Source organism: Actinoallomurus soli, assembly GCF_024055715.1.
Lineage (GTDB): Bacteria > Actinomycetota > Actinomycetes > Streptosporangiales > Streptosporangiaceae > Actinoallomurus > Actinoallomurus soli.
Genome location: NZ_JAMXMV010000002.1, coordinates 101,123 through 117,342 on the forward strand (window position 1 = coordinate 101,123; position 16,220 = coordinate 117,342).

Annotated in this window: 19 protein-coding genes; 5 read left to right on the plus strand and 14 right to left on the minus strand. The window is 70.4% G+C overall.

Annotation, left to right across the window (positions count from 1 at the left end):
• Positions 1–360 (minus strand): NADH-quinone oxidoreductase subunit A, encoded by a 360-nt coding sequence (locus tag NDW01_RS06350; protein WP_252779618.1) that lies wholly within the window; start codon positions 358–360, stop codon positions 1–3.
• A gap of 116 nt (positions 361–476) precedes the next feature.
• Positions 477–1,757 (minus strand): geranylgeranyl reductase family protein, encoded by a 1,281-nt coding sequence (locus tag NDW01_RS06355; protein ID WP_252817586.1) that lies wholly within the window; start codon positions 1,755–1,757, stop codon positions 477–479.
• Between the two features lie 253 nt (positions 1,758–2,010).
• On the opposite strand from NDW01_RS06355, the gene NDW01_RS06360 reads away from it, so the two are divergent.
• Positions 2,011–2,703 carry a demethylmenaquinone methyltransferase gene (locus NDW01_RS06360; protein ID WP_252817588.1) on the plus strand — a complete coding sequence of 231 codons (693 nt, stop codon included), beginning with the start codon at positions 2,011–2,013 and terminating at the stop codon, positions 2,701–2,703.
• A gap of 9 nt (positions 2,704–2,712) precedes the next feature.
• Here the strand turns inward: NDW01_RS06360 and NDW01_RS06365 are convergent, their stop codons facing one another.
• Together NDW01_RS06365 and NDW01_RS06370 are read right to left on the minus strand one after the other, a co-directional pair.
• Positions 2,713–3,030, minus strand: a complete 318-nt coding sequence (locus NDW01_RS06365; RefSeq protein WP_252817590.1) for a DUF4229 domain-containing protein — start codon at positions 3,028–3,030, stop codon at positions 2,713–2,715.
• Between the two features lie 126 nt (positions 3,031–3,156).
• Positions 3,157–4,161, minus strand: a complete 1,005-nt coding sequence (locus NDW01_RS06370; RefSeq protein WP_252817592.1) for a threonine ammonia-lyase — start codon at positions 4,159–4,161, stop codon at positions 3,157–3,159.
• 217 nt (positions 4,162–4,378) lie between these two features.
• On the opposite strand from NDW01_RS06370, the gene NDW01_RS06375 reads away from it, so the two are divergent.
• Positions 4,379–4,594, plus strand: a complete 216-nt coding sequence (locus NDW01_RS06375) for a BldC family transcriptional regulator (RefSeq protein WP_252779585.1) — start codon at positions 4,379–4,381, stop codon at positions 4,592–4,594.
• Between the two features lie 54 nt (positions 4,595–4,648).
• On the opposite strand, the gene NDW01_RS06380 is transcribed toward NDW01_RS06375, so the two are convergent.
• Entirely contained in the window at positions 4,649–4,822 is a 174-nt protein-coding gene (locus tag NDW01_RS06380; RefSeq protein WP_252817594.1) for a hypothetical protein, read from the minus strand.
• 101 nt (positions 4,823–4,923) lie between these two features.
• A complete protein-coding gene (locus NDW01_RS06385) occupies positions 4,924–5,886 on the minus strand; it encodes a hypothetical protein (RefSeq protein WP_252817597.1) in 963 nt (320 codons plus the stop codon).
• 168 nt (positions 5,887–6,054) lie between these two features.
• Between NDW01_RS06385 and NDW01_RS06390 the strand changes: the two genes are divergently transcribed.
• The gene (locus tag NDW01_RS06390) at positions 6,055–6,405 is read left to right on the plus strand and encodes a PLD nuclease N-terminal domain-containing protein (protein WP_252817598.1); all 351 of its coding nucleotides are present in this window, start codon (positions 6,055–6,057) and stop codon (positions 6,403–6,405) included.
• Positions 6,406–6,466: 61 nt separating this feature from the next.
• Here the strand turns inward: NDW01_RS06390 and NDW01_RS06395 are convergent, their stop codons facing one another.
• From NDW01_RS06395 to NDW01_RS06420, 6 genes are all read right to left on the minus strand, one after another.
• Positions 6,467–7,648: a L,D-transpeptidase gene (locus NDW01_RS06395; RefSeq protein ID WP_252779534.1), complete on the minus strand. Its 1,182-nt coding sequence runs from the start codon at positions 7,646–7,648 to the stop codon at positions 6,467–6,469.
• 76 nt (positions 7,649–7,724) lie between these two features.
• Entirely contained in the window at positions 7,725–8,687 is a 963-nt protein-coding gene (ccsB, locus tag NDW01_RS06400; RefSeq protein WP_252817600.1) for a c-type cytochrome biogenesis protein CcsB, read from the minus strand.
• Positions 8,688–8,692: 5 nt separating this feature from the next.
• Positions 8,693–10,303, minus strand: a complete 1,611-nt coding sequence (gene resB / locus NDW01_RS06405) for a cytochrome c biogenesis protein ResB (protein WP_252817602.1) — start codon at positions 10,301–10,303, stop codon at positions 8,693–8,695.
• 25 nt (positions 10,304–10,328) lie between these two features.
• Entirely contained in the window at positions 10,329–11,030 is a 702-nt protein-coding gene (locus tag NDW01_RS06410) for a cytochrome c biogenesis CcdA family protein (RefSeq protein ID WP_252818735.1), read from the minus strand.
• A 97-nt stretch (positions 11,031–11,127) separates the two neighbouring features.
• A complete protein-coding gene (locus NDW01_RS06415) occupies positions 11,128–11,706 on the minus strand; it encodes a TlpA family protein disulfide reductase (RefSeq protein ID WP_252779516.1) in 579 nt (192 codons plus the stop codon).
• A gap of 55 nt (positions 11,707–11,761) precedes the next feature.
• Complete coding sequence (locus NDW01_RS06420) at positions 11,762–12,394, minus strand: histidine phosphatase family protein (RefSeq protein WP_252817604.1); 633 nt, start codon at positions 12,392–12,394, stop codon at positions 11,762–11,764.
• Between the two features lie 168 nt (positions 12,395–12,562).
• Here NDW01_RS06420 and NDW01_RS06425 point away from each other — a divergent pair, with 168 nt between their 5' ends.
• The gene (locus NDW01_RS06425) at positions 12,563–13,732 is read left to right on the plus strand and encodes a L,D-transpeptidase (RefSeq protein ID WP_252817605.1); all 1,170 of its coding nucleotides are present in this window, start codon (positions 12,563–12,565) and stop codon (positions 13,730–13,732) included.
• A 56-nt stretch (positions 13,733–13,788) separates the two neighbouring features.
• Here the strand turns inward: NDW01_RS06425 and NDW01_RS06430 are convergent, their stop codons facing one another.
• Positions 13,789–14,550 (minus strand): maleylpyruvate isomerase family mycothiol-dependent enzyme, encoded by a 762-nt coding sequence (locus NDW01_RS06430; protein WP_252817606.1) that lies wholly within the window; start codon positions 14,548–14,550, stop codon positions 13,789–13,791.
• Between the two features lie 232 nt (positions 14,551–14,782).
• Between NDW01_RS06430 and NDW01_RS06435 the strand changes: the two genes are divergently transcribed.
• The gene (locus NDW01_RS06435) at positions 14,783–15,391 is read left to right on the plus strand and encodes a hypothetical protein (protein WP_252817608.1); all 609 of its coding nucleotides are present in this window, start codon (positions 14,783–14,785) and stop codon (positions 15,389–15,391) included.
• Between the two features lie 367 nt (positions 15,392–15,758).
• On the opposite strand, the gene soxR is transcribed toward NDW01_RS06435, so the two are convergent.
• Positions 15,759–16,220 carry a redox-sensitive transcriptional activator SoxR gene (gene soxR, locus NDW01_RS06440; RefSeq protein WP_252817610.1) on the minus strand — a complete coding sequence of 154 codons (462 nt, stop codon included), beginning with the start codon at positions 16,218–16,220 and terminating at the stop codon, positions 15,759–15,761.

Below are 16,220 nucleotides of genomic sequence, written 5' to 3' on the forward strand. Positions count from 1 at the left end.
TCAGTCCCACTCCAGACCACCGCGACGCCACACGTAGGCGTACGCGATGAGGACGGTGACGATGAAGAGCACCATTTCGACGAGACCGAACAGCCCCATGTGGTCGAAGGCGACCGCCCAGGGGTAGAGGAAGATGATCTCGATGTCGAAGACGATGAACAGCATCGCGGTCAGGTAGTACTTCACCGGGAAGCGGCCACCGCCGACCGGCTGCGGCGTCGGTTCGATGCCGCATTCGTACGCTTCGAGACGTGCGCGGTTCCAGCGCTTGGGACCTGTGAAGGACCCCATGATGACCGAACCCACGGCGAACAGCAGCGCGAGCGCGCCGAGTACGACAATAGGAACGTAGAGGTTCAAATCCCTACACCCCCCTCTTGGTGTTGCCTTCGAGCGCGCCACCGGCGCGGCACGGCCGCGATCCAGAGGCGGGATTCCCAATCCTAGGCAGGGCGATCATCATTTCTTCTCTCGTCTCACGCCGCCGGAGCCATTTTCGACATCGCGTTGATGACGCGGTCCATCGCGTCGCCGCCCCGCGGATCGGTCAGGTTGGCGAGCAGCTTGAGCGTGAACCTCATCAGCGTCGGGTGCGGCAGGCCGTGGCGCGTCGCGAACTTCATGATCCGCGGATCGCCGATCGCCTTCACGAAGATCCGGCCGATCGTGTAGTAGCCGCCGTAGGCCTCCTTGAGCACGCGCGGGTAGTCGTGCAGGGCACGCTCGCGCTGCGCCGGGGTCGGCCGGGCCAGGGCCTGGGCGATGATCTCGGCGGCCATCTCGCCGGACTCCATCGCGTACGCGATGCCCTCGCCGTTGAACGGGTTGATCATGCCGCCGGCGTCGCCGACGAGCAGGAGGCCGCGGGTGTAGTGCGGGGTCCGGTTGAAGCCCATCGGCAGGGCCGCGCCGCGCACCGGGCCGGTGGCGTTGTCCTCCTGGTAGCCCCACTCCTCCGGCATCCCGGCGAGCCAGCTGCGCAGGAGCGCGCGGTAGTCGACGTTCTTGAACGCCTCGCTGGTGTTGAGCAGGCCGAGGCCGACGTTGGAGGTGCCGTCGCCGACGCCGAAGATCCAGCCGTATCCGGGCAGCAGCCGGTCGCCGTCCCACAGCTCCAGCCAGGACTCGAGGAAGTCGTCGTCGTGGCGCGGGCTCGTGTAGTAGCGCCGGACCGCCACGCCGATCGGCCGGTCGTCGCGCTTGCGCAGGCCCATCGCGAGCGAGAGCCGCGTGGAGTTGCCGTCCGCCGCGACGACGAGCGGCGCCGTGTAGGTCACCTCGCCGTCGGCGGTCTTCGCGACGACGCCGGTGATCCGGCCGGTGCGGTCGTCGAGGACCGGGCCGGTGACGTTGGTGTTCATGTGGAGCTTGACGCCGGCGGCGACGGCGCGCTCGGCGAGGATCTGGTCGAAGTCCATCCGCGTGCGGACCAGGCCGTAGTCGGGGTAGCTCGCCAGGTCGGGCCAGGGCAGTTCGAGCCGGACGCCGCCGCCGATGATCCGCAGCCCCTTGTTGCGGATCCAGCCGGGCGCGTCGATGTCGACGCCCATCTTCACCAGCTGCTTGACCGCGCGGGGGGTCAGGCCGTCACCGCACACCTTCTCGCGTGGGAAGGTCGTCTTCTCCAGCAGCAGAACGTTGAGACCCGCCTGCGCCAGGTGGTAGGCAGTGGTCGAGCCCGCCGGGCCCGCGCCGACGACGATGACGTCGGCTTCGGTCTCGGGGTCCTTCTGCGTTGTGGACACTGGCTCGGTCACGGGATTCCTTCGGGTGCACGGTTTCGGTTGTGCGCCCCTGAGTCGGGGGCTGCCGCGACGGATCGTACGGGGCTGCGTGGAGCCGGGTGCGACCCGGGGTGGCTCTCTTGTTCTTTTGTGAAGCGCTTCACAAGCTCCCTACACCGTGAGTGTAGACCGTGCCTCTCGATGCTCGGGAACCATGCGCGCTGCCCGATCGTACGCGCCTGCCCGCGTCCCGCGTTAACCGGCCGCTTGCGTACGCTTACGTCTCATGACGCGGGCATCCCTGGACAAGCGACCCGCGGAGGTGGCGGCGATGTTCGACCGCACCGCCGCGCGCTACGACCTCCTCAACGACCTGATGACGGGCGGCCTCGACCGGCTGTGGCGGCGTGAGGTCGTCAAGGCCCTCGACGTGCGCGCCGGCGAACGGGTCCTCGACCTCGCCGCCGGCACGGGCACCTCGTCGGTGCCGTTCGCCGAGGCTGGGGCGCACACCACCGCCTGCGACTTCTCTTTCGGCATGCTGCGGGAGGGCGTGCGCCGCAACGGGTACGCGGGCGTGCGGTTCGTCGCCGGGGACGCGCTGCGGCTCCCGTTCGCCGACGAGTCCTTCGACGCGGTGACGATCTCCTTCGGCATCCGCAACGTGAGCGACACGGTCCGGGCGCTGGCCGAGATGCGCCGGGTGACGAGGCCGGGCGGGCGGCTGCTCGTCTGCGAGGTCAGCCGACCGCCGAACCCGGTGCTGCGGACCCTGCACGGCCTGCACCTGAAGGTCGGCCTGCCGCTGATGGCGAAGGTCAGCTCGAACCCCGACTCCTACCACTACCTCGCGGAGTCGACGGCGGCCTGGCACGACCAGGCGGGGTTCGCCCGGCTCATCCAGGAGGCCGGCTGGACCTCGGTCCGCTGGCGCAACCTGACGTTCGGCGCGGTGGCCCTGCATCACGCCGTCCGCTGACCGGGTGAGTCAGGCGCTGGGCTCCCGGTCGTCCTGACGGGTCGTCGACGAAGGCGCCGGGACGTCCTTCTTCGTGGCGTCCTCGTCGTCCTCGTCCTCGCGGGCGGCGCCGGCGGCGAGGTTCTCCCGCATCCGGGCGGCGCGCTGGGTGACGGAGGACGAGACGGCGTCGCGCTGACGTGACAGCAGGACGAAGCTGATGACGCCGCTGATCAGGATGGCCAGCGCGAGGAGCAGGAACCCACGCGCTCCGGCCAGGAACAGCACTCCGGCGGTCGCGCCGAACAGCGCCAGCCGGGCAAGGGTGTAAACGAGTACGGAACGCATGACGTTCTGAGACTATCCCCCCTTCGCGGGAGTCGGTCCGGGGCCCGGCCCGCCGGCCCCGGACCACGAGCGTCAGTTCGGCCCGGGCCGTCAGTGTCTCCCGGGCCGTCAGTGTCTCCCGGACTGTCAGTTCCGCTCCGGCTGCTCCGGCTCGGCGAGGATCTCCGCGTACAGGGCCGGGTCCACGTTGCCGCCGGAGACGACGGCGACGTGACGCCGGGGACGTCCCGTGTGGTGGCGTCCGCGCGACCCGGTCGCCGCCAGGTGCCCGGCCGTCGCCACCGCTCCACCCGGCTCGGCGACCAGGCCCGCGCGGCGGGCGAGCAGCCGCATCGCGGAACGGATCTCGTCCTCGGAGACCACGATGACGTCGTCGACGTACGCGCGGATGTGCTCGAAGGGCCGTTCGCCGACGCGCTCGACGCGCAGGGCGTCGGCGATGGTCCGGCTCGTCTCGGCGGCCGGCCAGCCGATCCGGCGGCCGACGCGGAAGGAGTCGCGCGCGTCGGCGGCCAGCGCGGGCTCCACGCCGATGACCTTGGTCTCGGGGCGCTTCGCCTTGATCGCCGTGGCGACGCCGGCGATCAGGCCGCCCCCGCTGATCGGCACGAACACCGCGTCGGCCTCGGGCTCGTCCTCGAGGATCTCCAGGCCGATCGTGCCCTGTCCCGCGATGATCCGCGGGTCGTCGAAGGGCGGGATGAGCGCGTACCCGTGCGCGCCGGCCAGCCGGTCGGCCGTCTCCACACGGGCCTCCATGGTCGGCTCGACGTAGACGATCTCGGCGCCGAGCGCGCGGCAGGCGTCGGCCTTCACGGCCGGGATCGTGTGCGGGACGACGAGAACGGCGGGGATGCCGAGCACGTGCGCGGCGTAGGCCACCGCCTGGGCGTGGTTGCCGCTGGAGTGCGCGATGACGCCGTTCTTACGCTCCTCCTCGGGCAGTGCGCTGACCGCGGCGTACGCGCCGCGGAGCTTGAAGGAGCCGACCGGCTGCAGCGACTCGGCCTTCAGCAGGAGCGGGGCCGAGGGCGCCGTGCCGCGGAGCGGCACCAGGGGGGTGCGCATCGCCACCCCGGACAGCCGCCTGGCGGCGTCCTCGATCTCCTCCGGTGTTACAAGATCGGACATAGCGAGCACCCTACGTGGCTCCGGGGCGTCACTGTGGGCGACAGGTCGATCGTCCGGCCGGAAGGTCGCAACTGATCCGTCACGTCCAGTCATTACTGCATGTCACAAAACTACGCAGCGTGATGTTTTGCGAAAACAAGGGAGAAATCGGTCTTGACACGGCAGACTGAGAAACAGTCCACCCGCGACGAGAGCGGGACAAAGGGGGAGAGAAAACGTGGAGAGTACGAGCGAGCGCCTGCTGACCCCGGGTGAGGTCGCCGCCCTGTTCCGGGTCGACCCGAAAACGGTAACACGCTGGGCAGCGGCCGGCCGGATCAGCAGCATCCGGACGCCGGGGGGGCACCGTCGTTTCCGGGAATCCGAGGTGCACGCACTACTGAGGGGCGAGGAGCCGGTCGAGTCCTCCGTACGCAGCGAACTCAGCCGGTAGACGGTCGACGGCGGCGACCGGACCGCGCCGTCATCCCTCCGCCTGTCAGGCCCGTCACTCCTCCGCCTGCCGGGCCTTGAACTCCTCGAATTCGGCGCGCAGCGCCTCGTCGTCCTCGCGCCAGCGACGTCGCTTCTCGGCCATCTCCTCTTCCGAGATCGACTCCGCGAGAAGTCGCTGGTAGTCGGGGTCTTCCGGGCCGATTTCCACATAGGCCTGGCCGATCACGCTCCCCGTCCCTCCGTGCGCCCGCCGTCCGGGTGCCAGCACGCTCGCGGGCACCCGCAGGGTCCCGCCGGGGAGCCTGATCACGTACATCGCGCCATCACCTAAATCCCGTATTTGCGGTTGAAGAAAAGCATTACGTTGAGCGCTGTTCGGGTATCGCCGCCGAGCATGTCGACAAGCGCCGGCCGTTGGCGGGACGCGATCGCCGCGAAGGCGTCCGCGAAGAACTCGTGACGGCCCAGATCTTCCGCCTGCCGGTGAAACTCACTCTCCAAGTGTGGAAGACATTGGGCGTACAGCGCACGGAACTCCGGGCTGTCGGACTGCCATTGTCGGCCGCTCTCATCGGTCATCGTGCCGTCGATGTCGTCAAGAGCGTGCCCAATCTCGTGCAGCATCACGTCTGGAGTCGGTGACGGACGGTCACCGACGACGATGGTGCGATCCCCGTACGCCCCCGCGCAGATGTCCCAGGTCGCCTTGCCCGACGGCAGGGGCTCGCCCCGGAGATAGGCCATGTCGTCGAGGTCCGGCACGCCGCCGGAGCCCACGTAGATGCCGTTCAGGCTCTCGGCCAGCTTGTCCTTCAGCACGTCGGGCAGCTCGGCGAGGCTGTCCACGGCCCGCACGACGTCCGGGGAGGCCGGCGCCCCGTCGGCGGGCCACTGGCGGTAGAGGATGTCCTCGAGCGATCCGCAGTGCCGGCGCCCGTCCCGTACGTCGGGCGCGTCGGGCGGGTGCGGCGCCGCGCGCGGGAGCTCGTCGTCGAGTTCGAAGTCGCGCCAGGTGTAGCGCGGCTCGGCCGGCCGGTCGGGCGCCTTCGGCCGGTCGGGCAGCGGGGTGTCCGCGCGGTCCGTGAGCCGCCGTTCCTCGTCCGGGCGCAGCTTGCGGAAGCGGCCGAGCGCGTCTCTGGGCTGCAGGCGGCGCGGACGGGCGACGTGGCGTTCGGCGGGCGCGGCCCGATCGGCGTCTCCGGCGGAGTCCTTGCTCCGGCGGTGGCGCCCCGTCCGGGACTCGGCGGCCGGCGCCTCGGGCTGCTGGCGACGGTTCACCCGGTAACGCATGACACGGCCCCTCGCCTCGGCTAAGCGGAAGCGTAAGCCAGCCTCCGTCCGCCCGTCATCCCCACCGCCGGCGATCCGGCGTCCCGCCGCGCCGCCGTACGGTCGCCTCTGAGACCCGATGCGGTCACCTCTGCGGTGGCGTTCAGGTGGGCGGGTTACCCTGCGAGCATGCTCGTCCTTGCCGTCGTGCTCGTCCTTGTCGCACTCGGCGTGTGGCTTTTCTGCCTATTTGAGGTCCTGTCGACCGATGAGACCGAAACTCGGCATTTGCCGAAGTTTGCGTGGTTCCTCATTGTGTTGCTGGGTTTCGAACTCGGCGCGATCGCCTGGCTGCTGTTCGGCCGGCGCCGCAGGTTCGTGACGGCCGGCGTGACCGCGTGGCCGCCGGAGTTCCTCACCTCACGGGACTTCGGCCGGGACGATCCGGGGCCGGCGGACCGGCGCGGCCCGCTCGGCCCGGACGACGACCCGGAGTTCCTCCGTCATCTGGACCGCCGCCTCCGCGGCGAGGAGTCCTAGATTCTCAAAGGCCCCGGCGCCGTGACGGCGGCCGGGGCCGGAGTGAGCGGTCTTCGGCGGGTCAGGCCAGGGCGCTGCCCGCGACCCACTTGTTCCACGGCAGGGCCCAGAACACCCAGCCGTTCGAGTCGACCTCGTTGGCCAGCTTCCGGCTGGTGCCGGTGACGTTCACGATGTCGCCGCGCTGGGCGATGTCGTAGAAGTAGCGGGCGCCGGTCGGCGAGGTGCGGACGCAGCCGTGGCTGGCGTTGCGGTGGCCGAGGGCGTCGTACTCCCCGACGCTCTGGTGGACGTACTCGCCGCGGTTGGTGATCCGGACCGCGAGGTGCACGACCTCCTTGTAGTAGCCGGCGTCGCCGGGCTTGCGGCCCGGGGACTCCATCGTCACGCTCTCGGACTTCTCCTGCGTGATGTGCAGGCCGCTGGTCGTGGTGTACTCCGTCGTCGTCCCCATGCCCGTGCTGATCGGGAACGTCTTGACGACGCCGTCGTGGTTCACCTTCATGTAGTGCGTCTTGGCGTTGGCCACGGTGACGTTCGACGCGCCGATCTTGAATGACTGCGACACGTCCGCCTTGCCGTACACGCCCTTGAGGCCACGGACGCCGGCGAGGTGGGCGGTGAACGTGACGTTCTGGTGCGCGCCCCAGAACTTCTGGGTGCGGAAGACGACCTCCGTGGGCGACATCCAGTGCCAGACGCCGGTGTCACCCTTGTCCGACTTCACCTCGAGCGCCCGCTCGACGTTCGCCTTGTTGGCGATCGGCGTGTCGAACTTCACGATGATCGGCATGCCCACGCCGACCTTCTCCCCCGGCATCGGCGTGATGTCGGCGATCTTGAAGCTCTGCGTGGCCTTCTGCGTCGTGAACGTGCTCTGCGTCGTCGTGGTCTTGCCCTTGGCGTTCTTCGCCGTGACGTTCACGCTGTACGACGCGCCGGGCTTGAGCGTCCACTTGGTCTTCCACTGCATGTGGTCGGCGGTGAAGTCCCCCGGCACCGGCGCGCCGCCCTGGGTGACCGTCACCTGCTCCAGCTTGCCGCCCGACGACGCGACCGCGACGCCCTGGTCGGGACGGGCGGCGCCGGTGCCGTTGGCCGGAGTGATGCGCACCTGGGCGTCGGGGGCCTTCGTGCCGTCCTTGCCATTCGTGCCCGCCTCACTGCTGCCCGTGCATGCGGACGCACCGGCGAGCAGCGCCACCATCGCCAGCATGCCAACGGCCGACCGCCTGTTACCCACGCGAGTCCTCCCAGTTTCACCCACGCCTTGTCCGACGCACGGCGTCGGTAAAAAGTTGGCAGTGGGAGATAAATGTTCACCCAGCGTAGGAGTGCAACCCGGAGACGAGGTAGTTGATTCCGAAGAAGTTGAACAGGAGGCACGCGAAGGCGATCAGCGAGATGACGGCCGCCTTGCGGCCCCGCCAGCCCGCGGTGGCGCGGGCGTGCAGGTACCCGGCGTAGACGACCCACGTGATGAACGACCAGGTCTCCTTGGGGTCCCAGCCCCAGTAGCGGCCCCACGCGGAGTCCGCCCAGATCGCGCCGGCGATGATGGCGAACGTCCAGATCGGGAAGCCGAACATCATCGTGCGGTGGGAGATGCGGTCGAGCGTCTCGGCGTCCGGGACGCGCTCCAGCAGGCCGCCTGGCCTGGGCGCCGTACGGCTGGCCTTGAGCAGGTAGAGGATCGTGGCGACGCCGGCGACGGTGAAGATCCCGGTGGCGGTCACGGCGGCGGTCACGTGGATCGCGATCCAGTACGAGTGCAGCGCCGGGCGGAGCGGGCCCGGGTCGTCGTACAGCCAGATCGTCGCGATGCCGAGCGCGATGACGACGGCCACCATGAGGAACGGGCCGAGCCAGGTGGTCTTGTAGCGCCAGAGCATCACGAGGTACACGGTCACCGCGGCGAACGTGATCGCGGACACGAACTCGTACATGTTGCCCCAGGGCACACGGTCGGCCGCCATGCCCCGAGTGACGATCTCGGCGCCGTGCACGCCCCAGGCGAGCACGTTGAGCAGGATGGCGAACCGGCCCCAGTCGACCTTGCGGCGCTCGCCCTCGCCCTCGGGCTCGTCCTTGGCCTCCGGCACGTCCTCCACGGTCTCGGGGCCGCCCGCGCCGACGAGGACCTTCGCCTCCTGCGGCACCGCCGCGACGCGCCGCCGCCCGAACGAGATGTCGGCGGCGTATCCGACCATGGCGACGACGTACAGCAGCACCGCGCCGAGCATCAGTTGGTTGCTCAGGTTGGCCAGATGGGTGTCGACCACGGCCGTCACTCCTCGTCTGTGTTCGGGGGTTCGTCCGGAGGCGTGCTCCGGGGCTCTTCCGGGGCGGCCATCTTGAGCCGCTCGACGATCGCTTGGAAGTCGGGAGTGGCGCCGCCGAGGGTGAGCCCTCCGACCTGGACCACGGTACGCCCGCCCTCCGCGGCCTTCGCACGGACCCACACCCTGCGGCGGCGCACGAGGAAGGAGGTCACGATGCCCATGATCGCGACGATGCCGGCGGCGAGCGCGGGGACCCGGCCGGGATCGTGGTTGACCTGGATGGTGACGTACTGCCGGTAGCCGTCGAAGGTCACCGATCCGGCGCCGCTCGGCAGCTGCAGCGTCTGGCCGACCGCGAGGGGCTTGACCTTGTTGCCCATCAGGAGCGGCTTGAGCTTGGCGGTCTCCAGCCGGTACACCGACTGCGGGGCGCCGTTGGACAGGCCGAGGTCGCCCCGGAAGGCGAACAGCGCGACCTGCGGGTTCCACGCGGCGGGGAAGGCCGAGACGACCTTGCCCTGCTGGTTCGGCACGGCGGTGGGCCAGAACAGCCCGATGAAGCCGAGCTGGTCGGGCTGGGCGTCGGGCACCTTGATGACGCCCTCGGAGGCGTACGTCGCCTCGTTCGTCGGCAGGAACGGCACGGCCCCCTGGAAGGCGACCTGGCCCTTGCCGTCCTTCACGGTGAAGCGCGGCGCGTAGCCGTGGCCCAGGAGGTAGACGCGCGCCCCGTCCACGTTCAGCGGGTGGTTGACCTTCAGGTCGTAGGACTTGACCGCGGACTTCAGGCCGTTCTGGTACCGGATCTTGGCCGAGAAGTTCGTCGGCTGCCCGCGGTTCGGGCCGCTCGGCAGGTAGCTCGCCGAGAAGGAGTCGAGCCAGACGGTGAAGGGCGGCAGCTTCGAGGCGGTGAAGCTGCGGCCGCCCTTGAACGCGTCGTACGAGGCGAGGGTGTTGGAGAAGCCCTCCCCCTCGGTCACCAGGACGTTGCCCTTGTAGCCGAACGCCGCGCCGGAGCCGACCGCGAACAGCAGCACGAGCAGGGCCACGTGGAAGACCAGGTTGCCGGTCTCGCGGAGGTAGCCCTTCTCGGCGGCGACCGCGTCGTCGTACGCGTCGACGCGGAACCGCCGGTCCTTGAGGATCGTGCGGGCCTCGGCGAGCACCTCGTCGGGGGCGGCGTCCGTCTCGTACGACGCGGCCTCCGGCAGCCGGCCGAGGTTGCGCGGGGCCCTCGGCGGGCGGGAGCGCAGCTGGACGAGGTGGTGCTTGGCGCGCGGCAGCACGCAGCCGGCCAGGGAGACGAACAGCAGGATGTAGATCGCCGCGAACCAGGGCGCGGCGAACACGTCGAACAGCGACAGCTTGTCCAGCACCGGCGCGAGCGTCTTGTGCTGCTGGAAGAAGGTCGTGACCTTCTCCGGCGCGAGCCCCCGCTGTGGCAGGAACGAGCCGGGCACGGTGCCGAGCGCGACGAGGAACAGCAGCACCAGCGCGGTGCGCATCGAGGTCAGCTGCCGCCAGCCCCACCGGAGCCAGCCGAGCACACCGATGCCCGCCGGGCGCTCCCGTGGCGCCTGCGGCGCGGCCTGTGCCTCAGGAGCGTCGACGCTCACGGGCGTGCCCCCTTGTCGAAGCTCATCAGATCACCGTCTTGAAGCCGGAGACCCAGCTCTGTAGTTGGACCGTCAGGTCGCTCCACAGCCCGGTGACGAGGAGCAGCCCGATGGCGACCAGCAGGCCGCCGCCGATGCGCATCACGGCCTGGTAGTGGCGCTTGACCCAGCCGAACGCGCCCAGGGCCTTACGGTACGCGACGGCGGTGACCAGGAACGGCACGCCCAGGCCGAGGCAGTAGGCGAAGGACAGCAGCGCCCCGCGCGCCGCGCTCGCCTCGGTGTAGGCCATCGCCTGCACGGCCGCGAGGGTCGGGCCGATGCAGGGCGTCCAGCCGAGCCCGAACAGCGCGCCGAGGAACGGCGCGCCCGCCACCCCGGCGGCGGGCAGCCGGCTCGACTTGACCGTCCGCTGCAGCCCGGGGATGAAGCCCATGAACGCCAGGCCGAGCAGGATCGTGACCCCGCCCAGGACCTTCGTGATCACGTCGGCGTGCCGTTGCAGCAGCGCGCCGAACCCGCCGAACGCCAGTCCGGCGCTCACGAACACCACCGTGAACCCCAGGACGAACAGCGCGACGCCGAGCACGAGCCGCCCCCGCCGCTGTTCCCCGAGGTCCGCGCCGCTCATCCCGGTGACGTACGACAGGTAGCCCGGTACGAGAGGCAGCACGCACGGCGAGAGGAACGACACGAGCCCGGCCGCCGCCGCGACCGGGAGCGCCATGACGAGCGATCCGCTGGTGATGGTGCTCACCACGCGCTCACCACCCGTACGGCCGTGGCCGAGGGGGTCACGGCGCGACGGCGCATCGGGGTACGGCTCATTTCTCGGCTGCGACCTTGGTGACGAGGTCCCGGAGGTGGGAGTACGGCACGCTGCCGATGATGCGGACCGCGACCTTGCCGTGCCGGTCGATGACGAGCGTGGAGGGCACGGCGTTCGGCGGGATGTCGCGGAAGGCCAGCGCCACCTGCCCGGCCTGGTCGTACAGGCTCGGGTACGTGATCTTGAAGGTGCGGAGGAACGCCTGCGCGTTGTCCTTGCCGTCCTTGATGTCGACGCCGAGGAACTGCACGCCCGAGCCCTTGGTCTGCTCGTAGATCTGTTCCATCGTCGGCGCCTCGGCGCGGCACGGGGCGCACCAGGACGCCCAGAAGTTCACGACCGTGACCTTGCCGCTCTGCGCGGCGAGGTCGTACGGCTTGCCGTCGAGCGTGGTGCCCTTCACCTGCGGCGCGGGCTTGCGGTTCTTGATGATCTGGCTGGAGTTGTCACCGGCGACGTACCGGGAGTCGGAGTTCCCGGCGCCGCTCTGGACCGCGTCGGTGCCCGCGCATCCCGCGAGCGCGCCGATGCCGAGCAGAACCACCGCCGGAAGGGTCAGGGCACGGGGGGTCACGGGCACACTCCTACTACTACATCGTGTAGTACTCGCTTCTATTGTGCAGGAGGGCTCAGGCGCCGGGGACACTGGGGCGGCGGGACAGGTCCCCCGCCGGCTCCGCGTAGCCGACCTTGACGATGCGATCGTCGTCGTAGGTGAAGCTCGTCACGCTGGCCAGCGCGCACTGCCGGCGCCCCGGGTGGTGCCACATCCGGCGGCCCTCGACCCGCCGCCGCGTCACCCAGATCGGCAGCTGGTGGCTCACGCACACCGCCTCGTGGCCGCGCGCGGCGTCGCGCGCGTCGGCCATCGCCGCCAGCATGCGCCGGGCGATCTCCTCGTACGGCTCGCCCCAGGACGGCCGGAAGGGGTTCCAGAGGAACGGCCAGTGCTCCGGGCGGCGCAGCGACCCGTCGCCCACGCCGAACGTGCGGCCCTCGAAGTGGTTGGCGGCCTCGATGAGGCGCTCGTCGGTGCCGACCGGCAGGCCGAGCGTCTCGGCGATCGGCTCGGACGTCTCCTGGGCGCGCTCCATCGGCGAGGACACGAGCACGGTGATGTCGCGCCCGTCGAACCACTTGGCCGCCGCCTTCGCCATCAGCCGGCCGTCGTCGCTGAGGTGGTATCCCGGCAGCCGCCCGTACAGGACACCCTCGGGGTTATGCACCTCGCCGTGGCGCAGCAGATGAACGATCGTCTTCATAAGGCCCCCACACTACCGGCCCCCGAAGGCGGTTGATGTGACCCGGGTGTCGCGGACACGCCGCGCGGAATCGCGGCGTTCGGCGTCGTCTCGACGGATGCTTGGGGGGTACGCCGCTCCGGCGAACCTGCCCGCCGTACGCGCATCTCATAGGAAGTGAAGATCCACATGAGGAATCGGCGGCTGTTCGCCGGTCTGGCCATCGCCGCCGCGACCGTCGCCCTGACGCCGGCCTGCTCCGGCGGCGGCCGGAAGGCGACCTCGGCCGCGGCGGACGCGGAGATCACGATCAAGCCCGCCGACGGCAGGCGGACCGTCCGGCCGGATCGGAGCGTCGAGGTCACCGTCTCCGGCGGGCGGCTCGATGAGGTGGACGTCCGCCAGGACGGCACGACGACGCCCGGCGCGTTCGGCGCCGACCGCCGGTCGTGGCGGACCATGTGGACCCTGAGACCCGGGGTCTGGTACCAGGTGAAGGCCCTGGCCCGGAACTCCGAGGGCCGGGTCACCGCGGTGATGAGCCGCTTCCGTACGGCTCCGGCCGCGCACCGGATCGGCATCGCCGACGTCACGCCGCAGGCCGGCGAGAAGGTCGGCGTCGGAATGCCGATCATCGTGACGTTCGACGGCCCGGTGGGCGACCGCGCCGAGGTCACGCGCGCCCTGGAGGTGAAGGCCGACAAGGGGGACGAGGGCGCCTGGCACTGGACGTCGGACCGTCAGGTCGTCTACCGGACCCACCGCTACTGGCAGCCGCACCAGAACGTCGTCTTCACCGCGCACCTGGCCGGCGTACGCGCCGCCAAGGGCGTGTACGGGACGGCGGACGTCACCCGGACCTTCGCCATCGGCGCGTCCAACATCACGGTCGCCGACGCCCGCACGCACCGGATGAGGGTCGACCACGACGGCCTGGTGCGGACGTTCCGGATCAGCATGGGCAAGGGCACCACCCGGGAGTACACCACCACCAGCGGCATCCACCTGACCAGGGAGAAGAAGCCGGTGGTGCAGATGGAGTCGCCGAACTGCAAGCCCGACCAGCCCGACTGCGACTACTACAAGGAGAACGTCCACCTCGCGGTGCGGATCTCGATGGGCGGCGAGTACGTCCACCAGAGCGTCGGGGAGTACGACGCCCTCGGCCACCGCAACGCCAGCCACGGCTGCGTCCGCACCTCCCCGGCCGGCGCCCGCTACTTCTTCGGCATCGCCCAGCGCGGCGACATCGTCAAGATCACCGGTACGTCCCGCCGGTTCGTCGACGAGCCCAACGACGGCGACTGGAAGTACTGGAACTACTCCTGGAGCGACTGGCTCAAGGACGGCGACCTTTAGGGCCTGTGGCCTGCGAGGACGGCGACCTGTCCCGCCGAGCGCGGGCGGGCGGCAGGTCAGAGGCCGGTGGCCGCCAGCCACGCGGACAGCAGATCACGGTCGCCGAAGACCTCCAGCCGTTCGTCGTCGGGCCGCAGGCGGCCGTAGACGAGCAGCAGCAGGTCTCCGGTCGCCGCCCGTACGGCGGTCGTCCCCTTGCCGTGGCCGCGCTCCCAGGTGAAGCCGCCGTCGCCCGGCCGGATCATCCACTCGCCGTCGCCGTCGGTCGCGTGCAGGTGCAGGGTCTCACCGTCGCGGTCCAGCTCGCGTACGCGGTCGGCGACCCAGCCGAAGGACGGCAGGTTCTCCAGGAGTTCCTCGATGCCGTCGGCCGCCGTGGCCGCGTCGACGTGCGGCTCGCGGCCGACCGCGATCTCCGCGTCCGCCGTGTGGACGACGGCCTCGAACAGGACCCGGCGGGGGAAGAAGCGGACGTGCCGGTCGGCGCCGATCGTCCAGTTCGGCCGGTCGGGGTCGGTCGCGCGCAGCGTCTCCAGCAGGATCGCCGCGGACTCCGCGACCCAGGCCGGGTACGCCCGCACGTCCTCCGGCAGGTCGAGCGGCACGTCCCGCGACCAGACGCGCTCGGTGGCCCGGGTGCGCACCAGGTGGGTCATCCACCGGTAGGTGGTGCCGTGGTGCCTGGTGAGGTCGATGATCGTCCAGCCGGGACACGTGGGGACGGGCGCGGCCGGGTCGGCCTCCCCGACGATCGCGACGAATCGCGCCACCTCGGCCTCGACGGCCGCGCAGTACTCCTCATAGGTCCGGTGAGCCATGATCGCCGACCGTACCGCGTCGCCCCGGCCGGCTCGGCTCGGGGCGGGCAGAGGTCTCGGTGATCACCGCGATCGAATGCGCATATCAGGACAAATCACCTCGCCGACGGCGCCTTCACTGAGCGTTTCGTACGTCTTCGGCCGAGGGCCGGGGAGGCAAAACGACGAAACGGCTTCTCATCCGTCCAAGTCGCCGGACCCGGCGCATCTTCGTCGATTAGGATTTCGGGCCGTGTCCTCCTGGCGAGCCGCAGGCGACTTCCCCCCCACCTATCCGCATCCGATGCAGACGCTGACGCTGATGCTGATGGACGGCTCCGTCCCCCGGCGGGCCCGAGGCGACATGGACGCCTGCCTCGCGGCCGCCCTGGAAGGCGCCGAGAGCCGGCTCCGCCCGGAGCCCGACCCCGGCATGCTCTACCCGTTCGGCCTGGTCATGGACGCCGACGGGGTGCTGCGGAAGGCCGGGCAGTACGACGCGGACTACTCCTACGACGCGACGGCCACCGCCGGGGCGCTGCACCACCTCGCCGACGGGTACCGCGCCCGCGCGGCCGAGCTGCGGTGCGCCGTGATCTCCTACTACGTGCGCATGAAGGAGCCGTCGCCGGGCGACACCACGCCCGTGGACGTCCGGCTCCGCCGGACCACGGACTGGCGGAACGACCCGAGCGCGGCCCCACCCGGCACCGTCGACGCGATCGCCATGGAGGTCGAGCACCAGTCGGGCTGCGCCCTCGCGGTCTTCATGCCGTTCGCCTGGCAGGGCCCGGCACAGGAGTTCGTCGTCGGCGACCTGATGGCCGTCCCCTCCAAACGCCGCGTCTGGCCCGACGCCTGACCCGTTCCCGCAGCGCCGAGGATTTCGGTGCCGCCGGCGACGGCGATCTGGGGCGTTGACGGCGGCTCAAGTGGCCTGCGCGACATCGCCGCCCGGCTCACACCGTCCATCCCGGCCCCAGCCGATGTCCAGAGGTCTCTCAGGTCAGCGGCGGGAGTCCGGCGCCAGGACGGCACCGGACGACCCACCGGCCGCCCGCGCGGGCGGCGGATCTTTCCGGCGATCGGTGACGACGGCGTGCCGGGCGCCGCCGAGCGCCGCGCGAGTCGGGTCGTGCCGGTAAGGCTCGTGTCACCAGGTACCCGCAAGCCCCTACCGGCCTCCGTAGGAGGGATGCGTCGAGCTTGGCTGATAGCCGAAGCTCTGGTCAGGGAGCGACGCCGGGTTGTTGGATCCGCACCGGTCCGGGGCCGCGGCCCTGGAGGGTGTCGTCGGGGTTGAGGAGCAGACATGCCTTCATCGACAGGCAGCCGCAGCCGATGCAGCCGGTGAGCTCGTGTTCGAGGCTTTCGATGACACGGCGGCGCTCCTCCAGTTGTTTCTTCCAGCGCCGGGAGACTCGCTGCCAGTCCTTGTGGGTGGGGACGCGATCGGTGGGGAGGTCGGCGAAGACCTCGGCGACGTCCGACAGCGGGATGCTCAGGCGTTTGGCCACGATGATCAGGGAGATCCGGCGGAGCATGTGCCGGGAGAAGATCCGCTGATTGCCGCTGGTGCTTTCGCTGAAGATCAGGCCCTTGCGCTCGTAGAAGTGCAGGGCGGAGGCGGGCATGCCGGTTCGGCGGATGACTTCACCGATCGTGAGATGGTCGTCTGGACTCGCATGCAC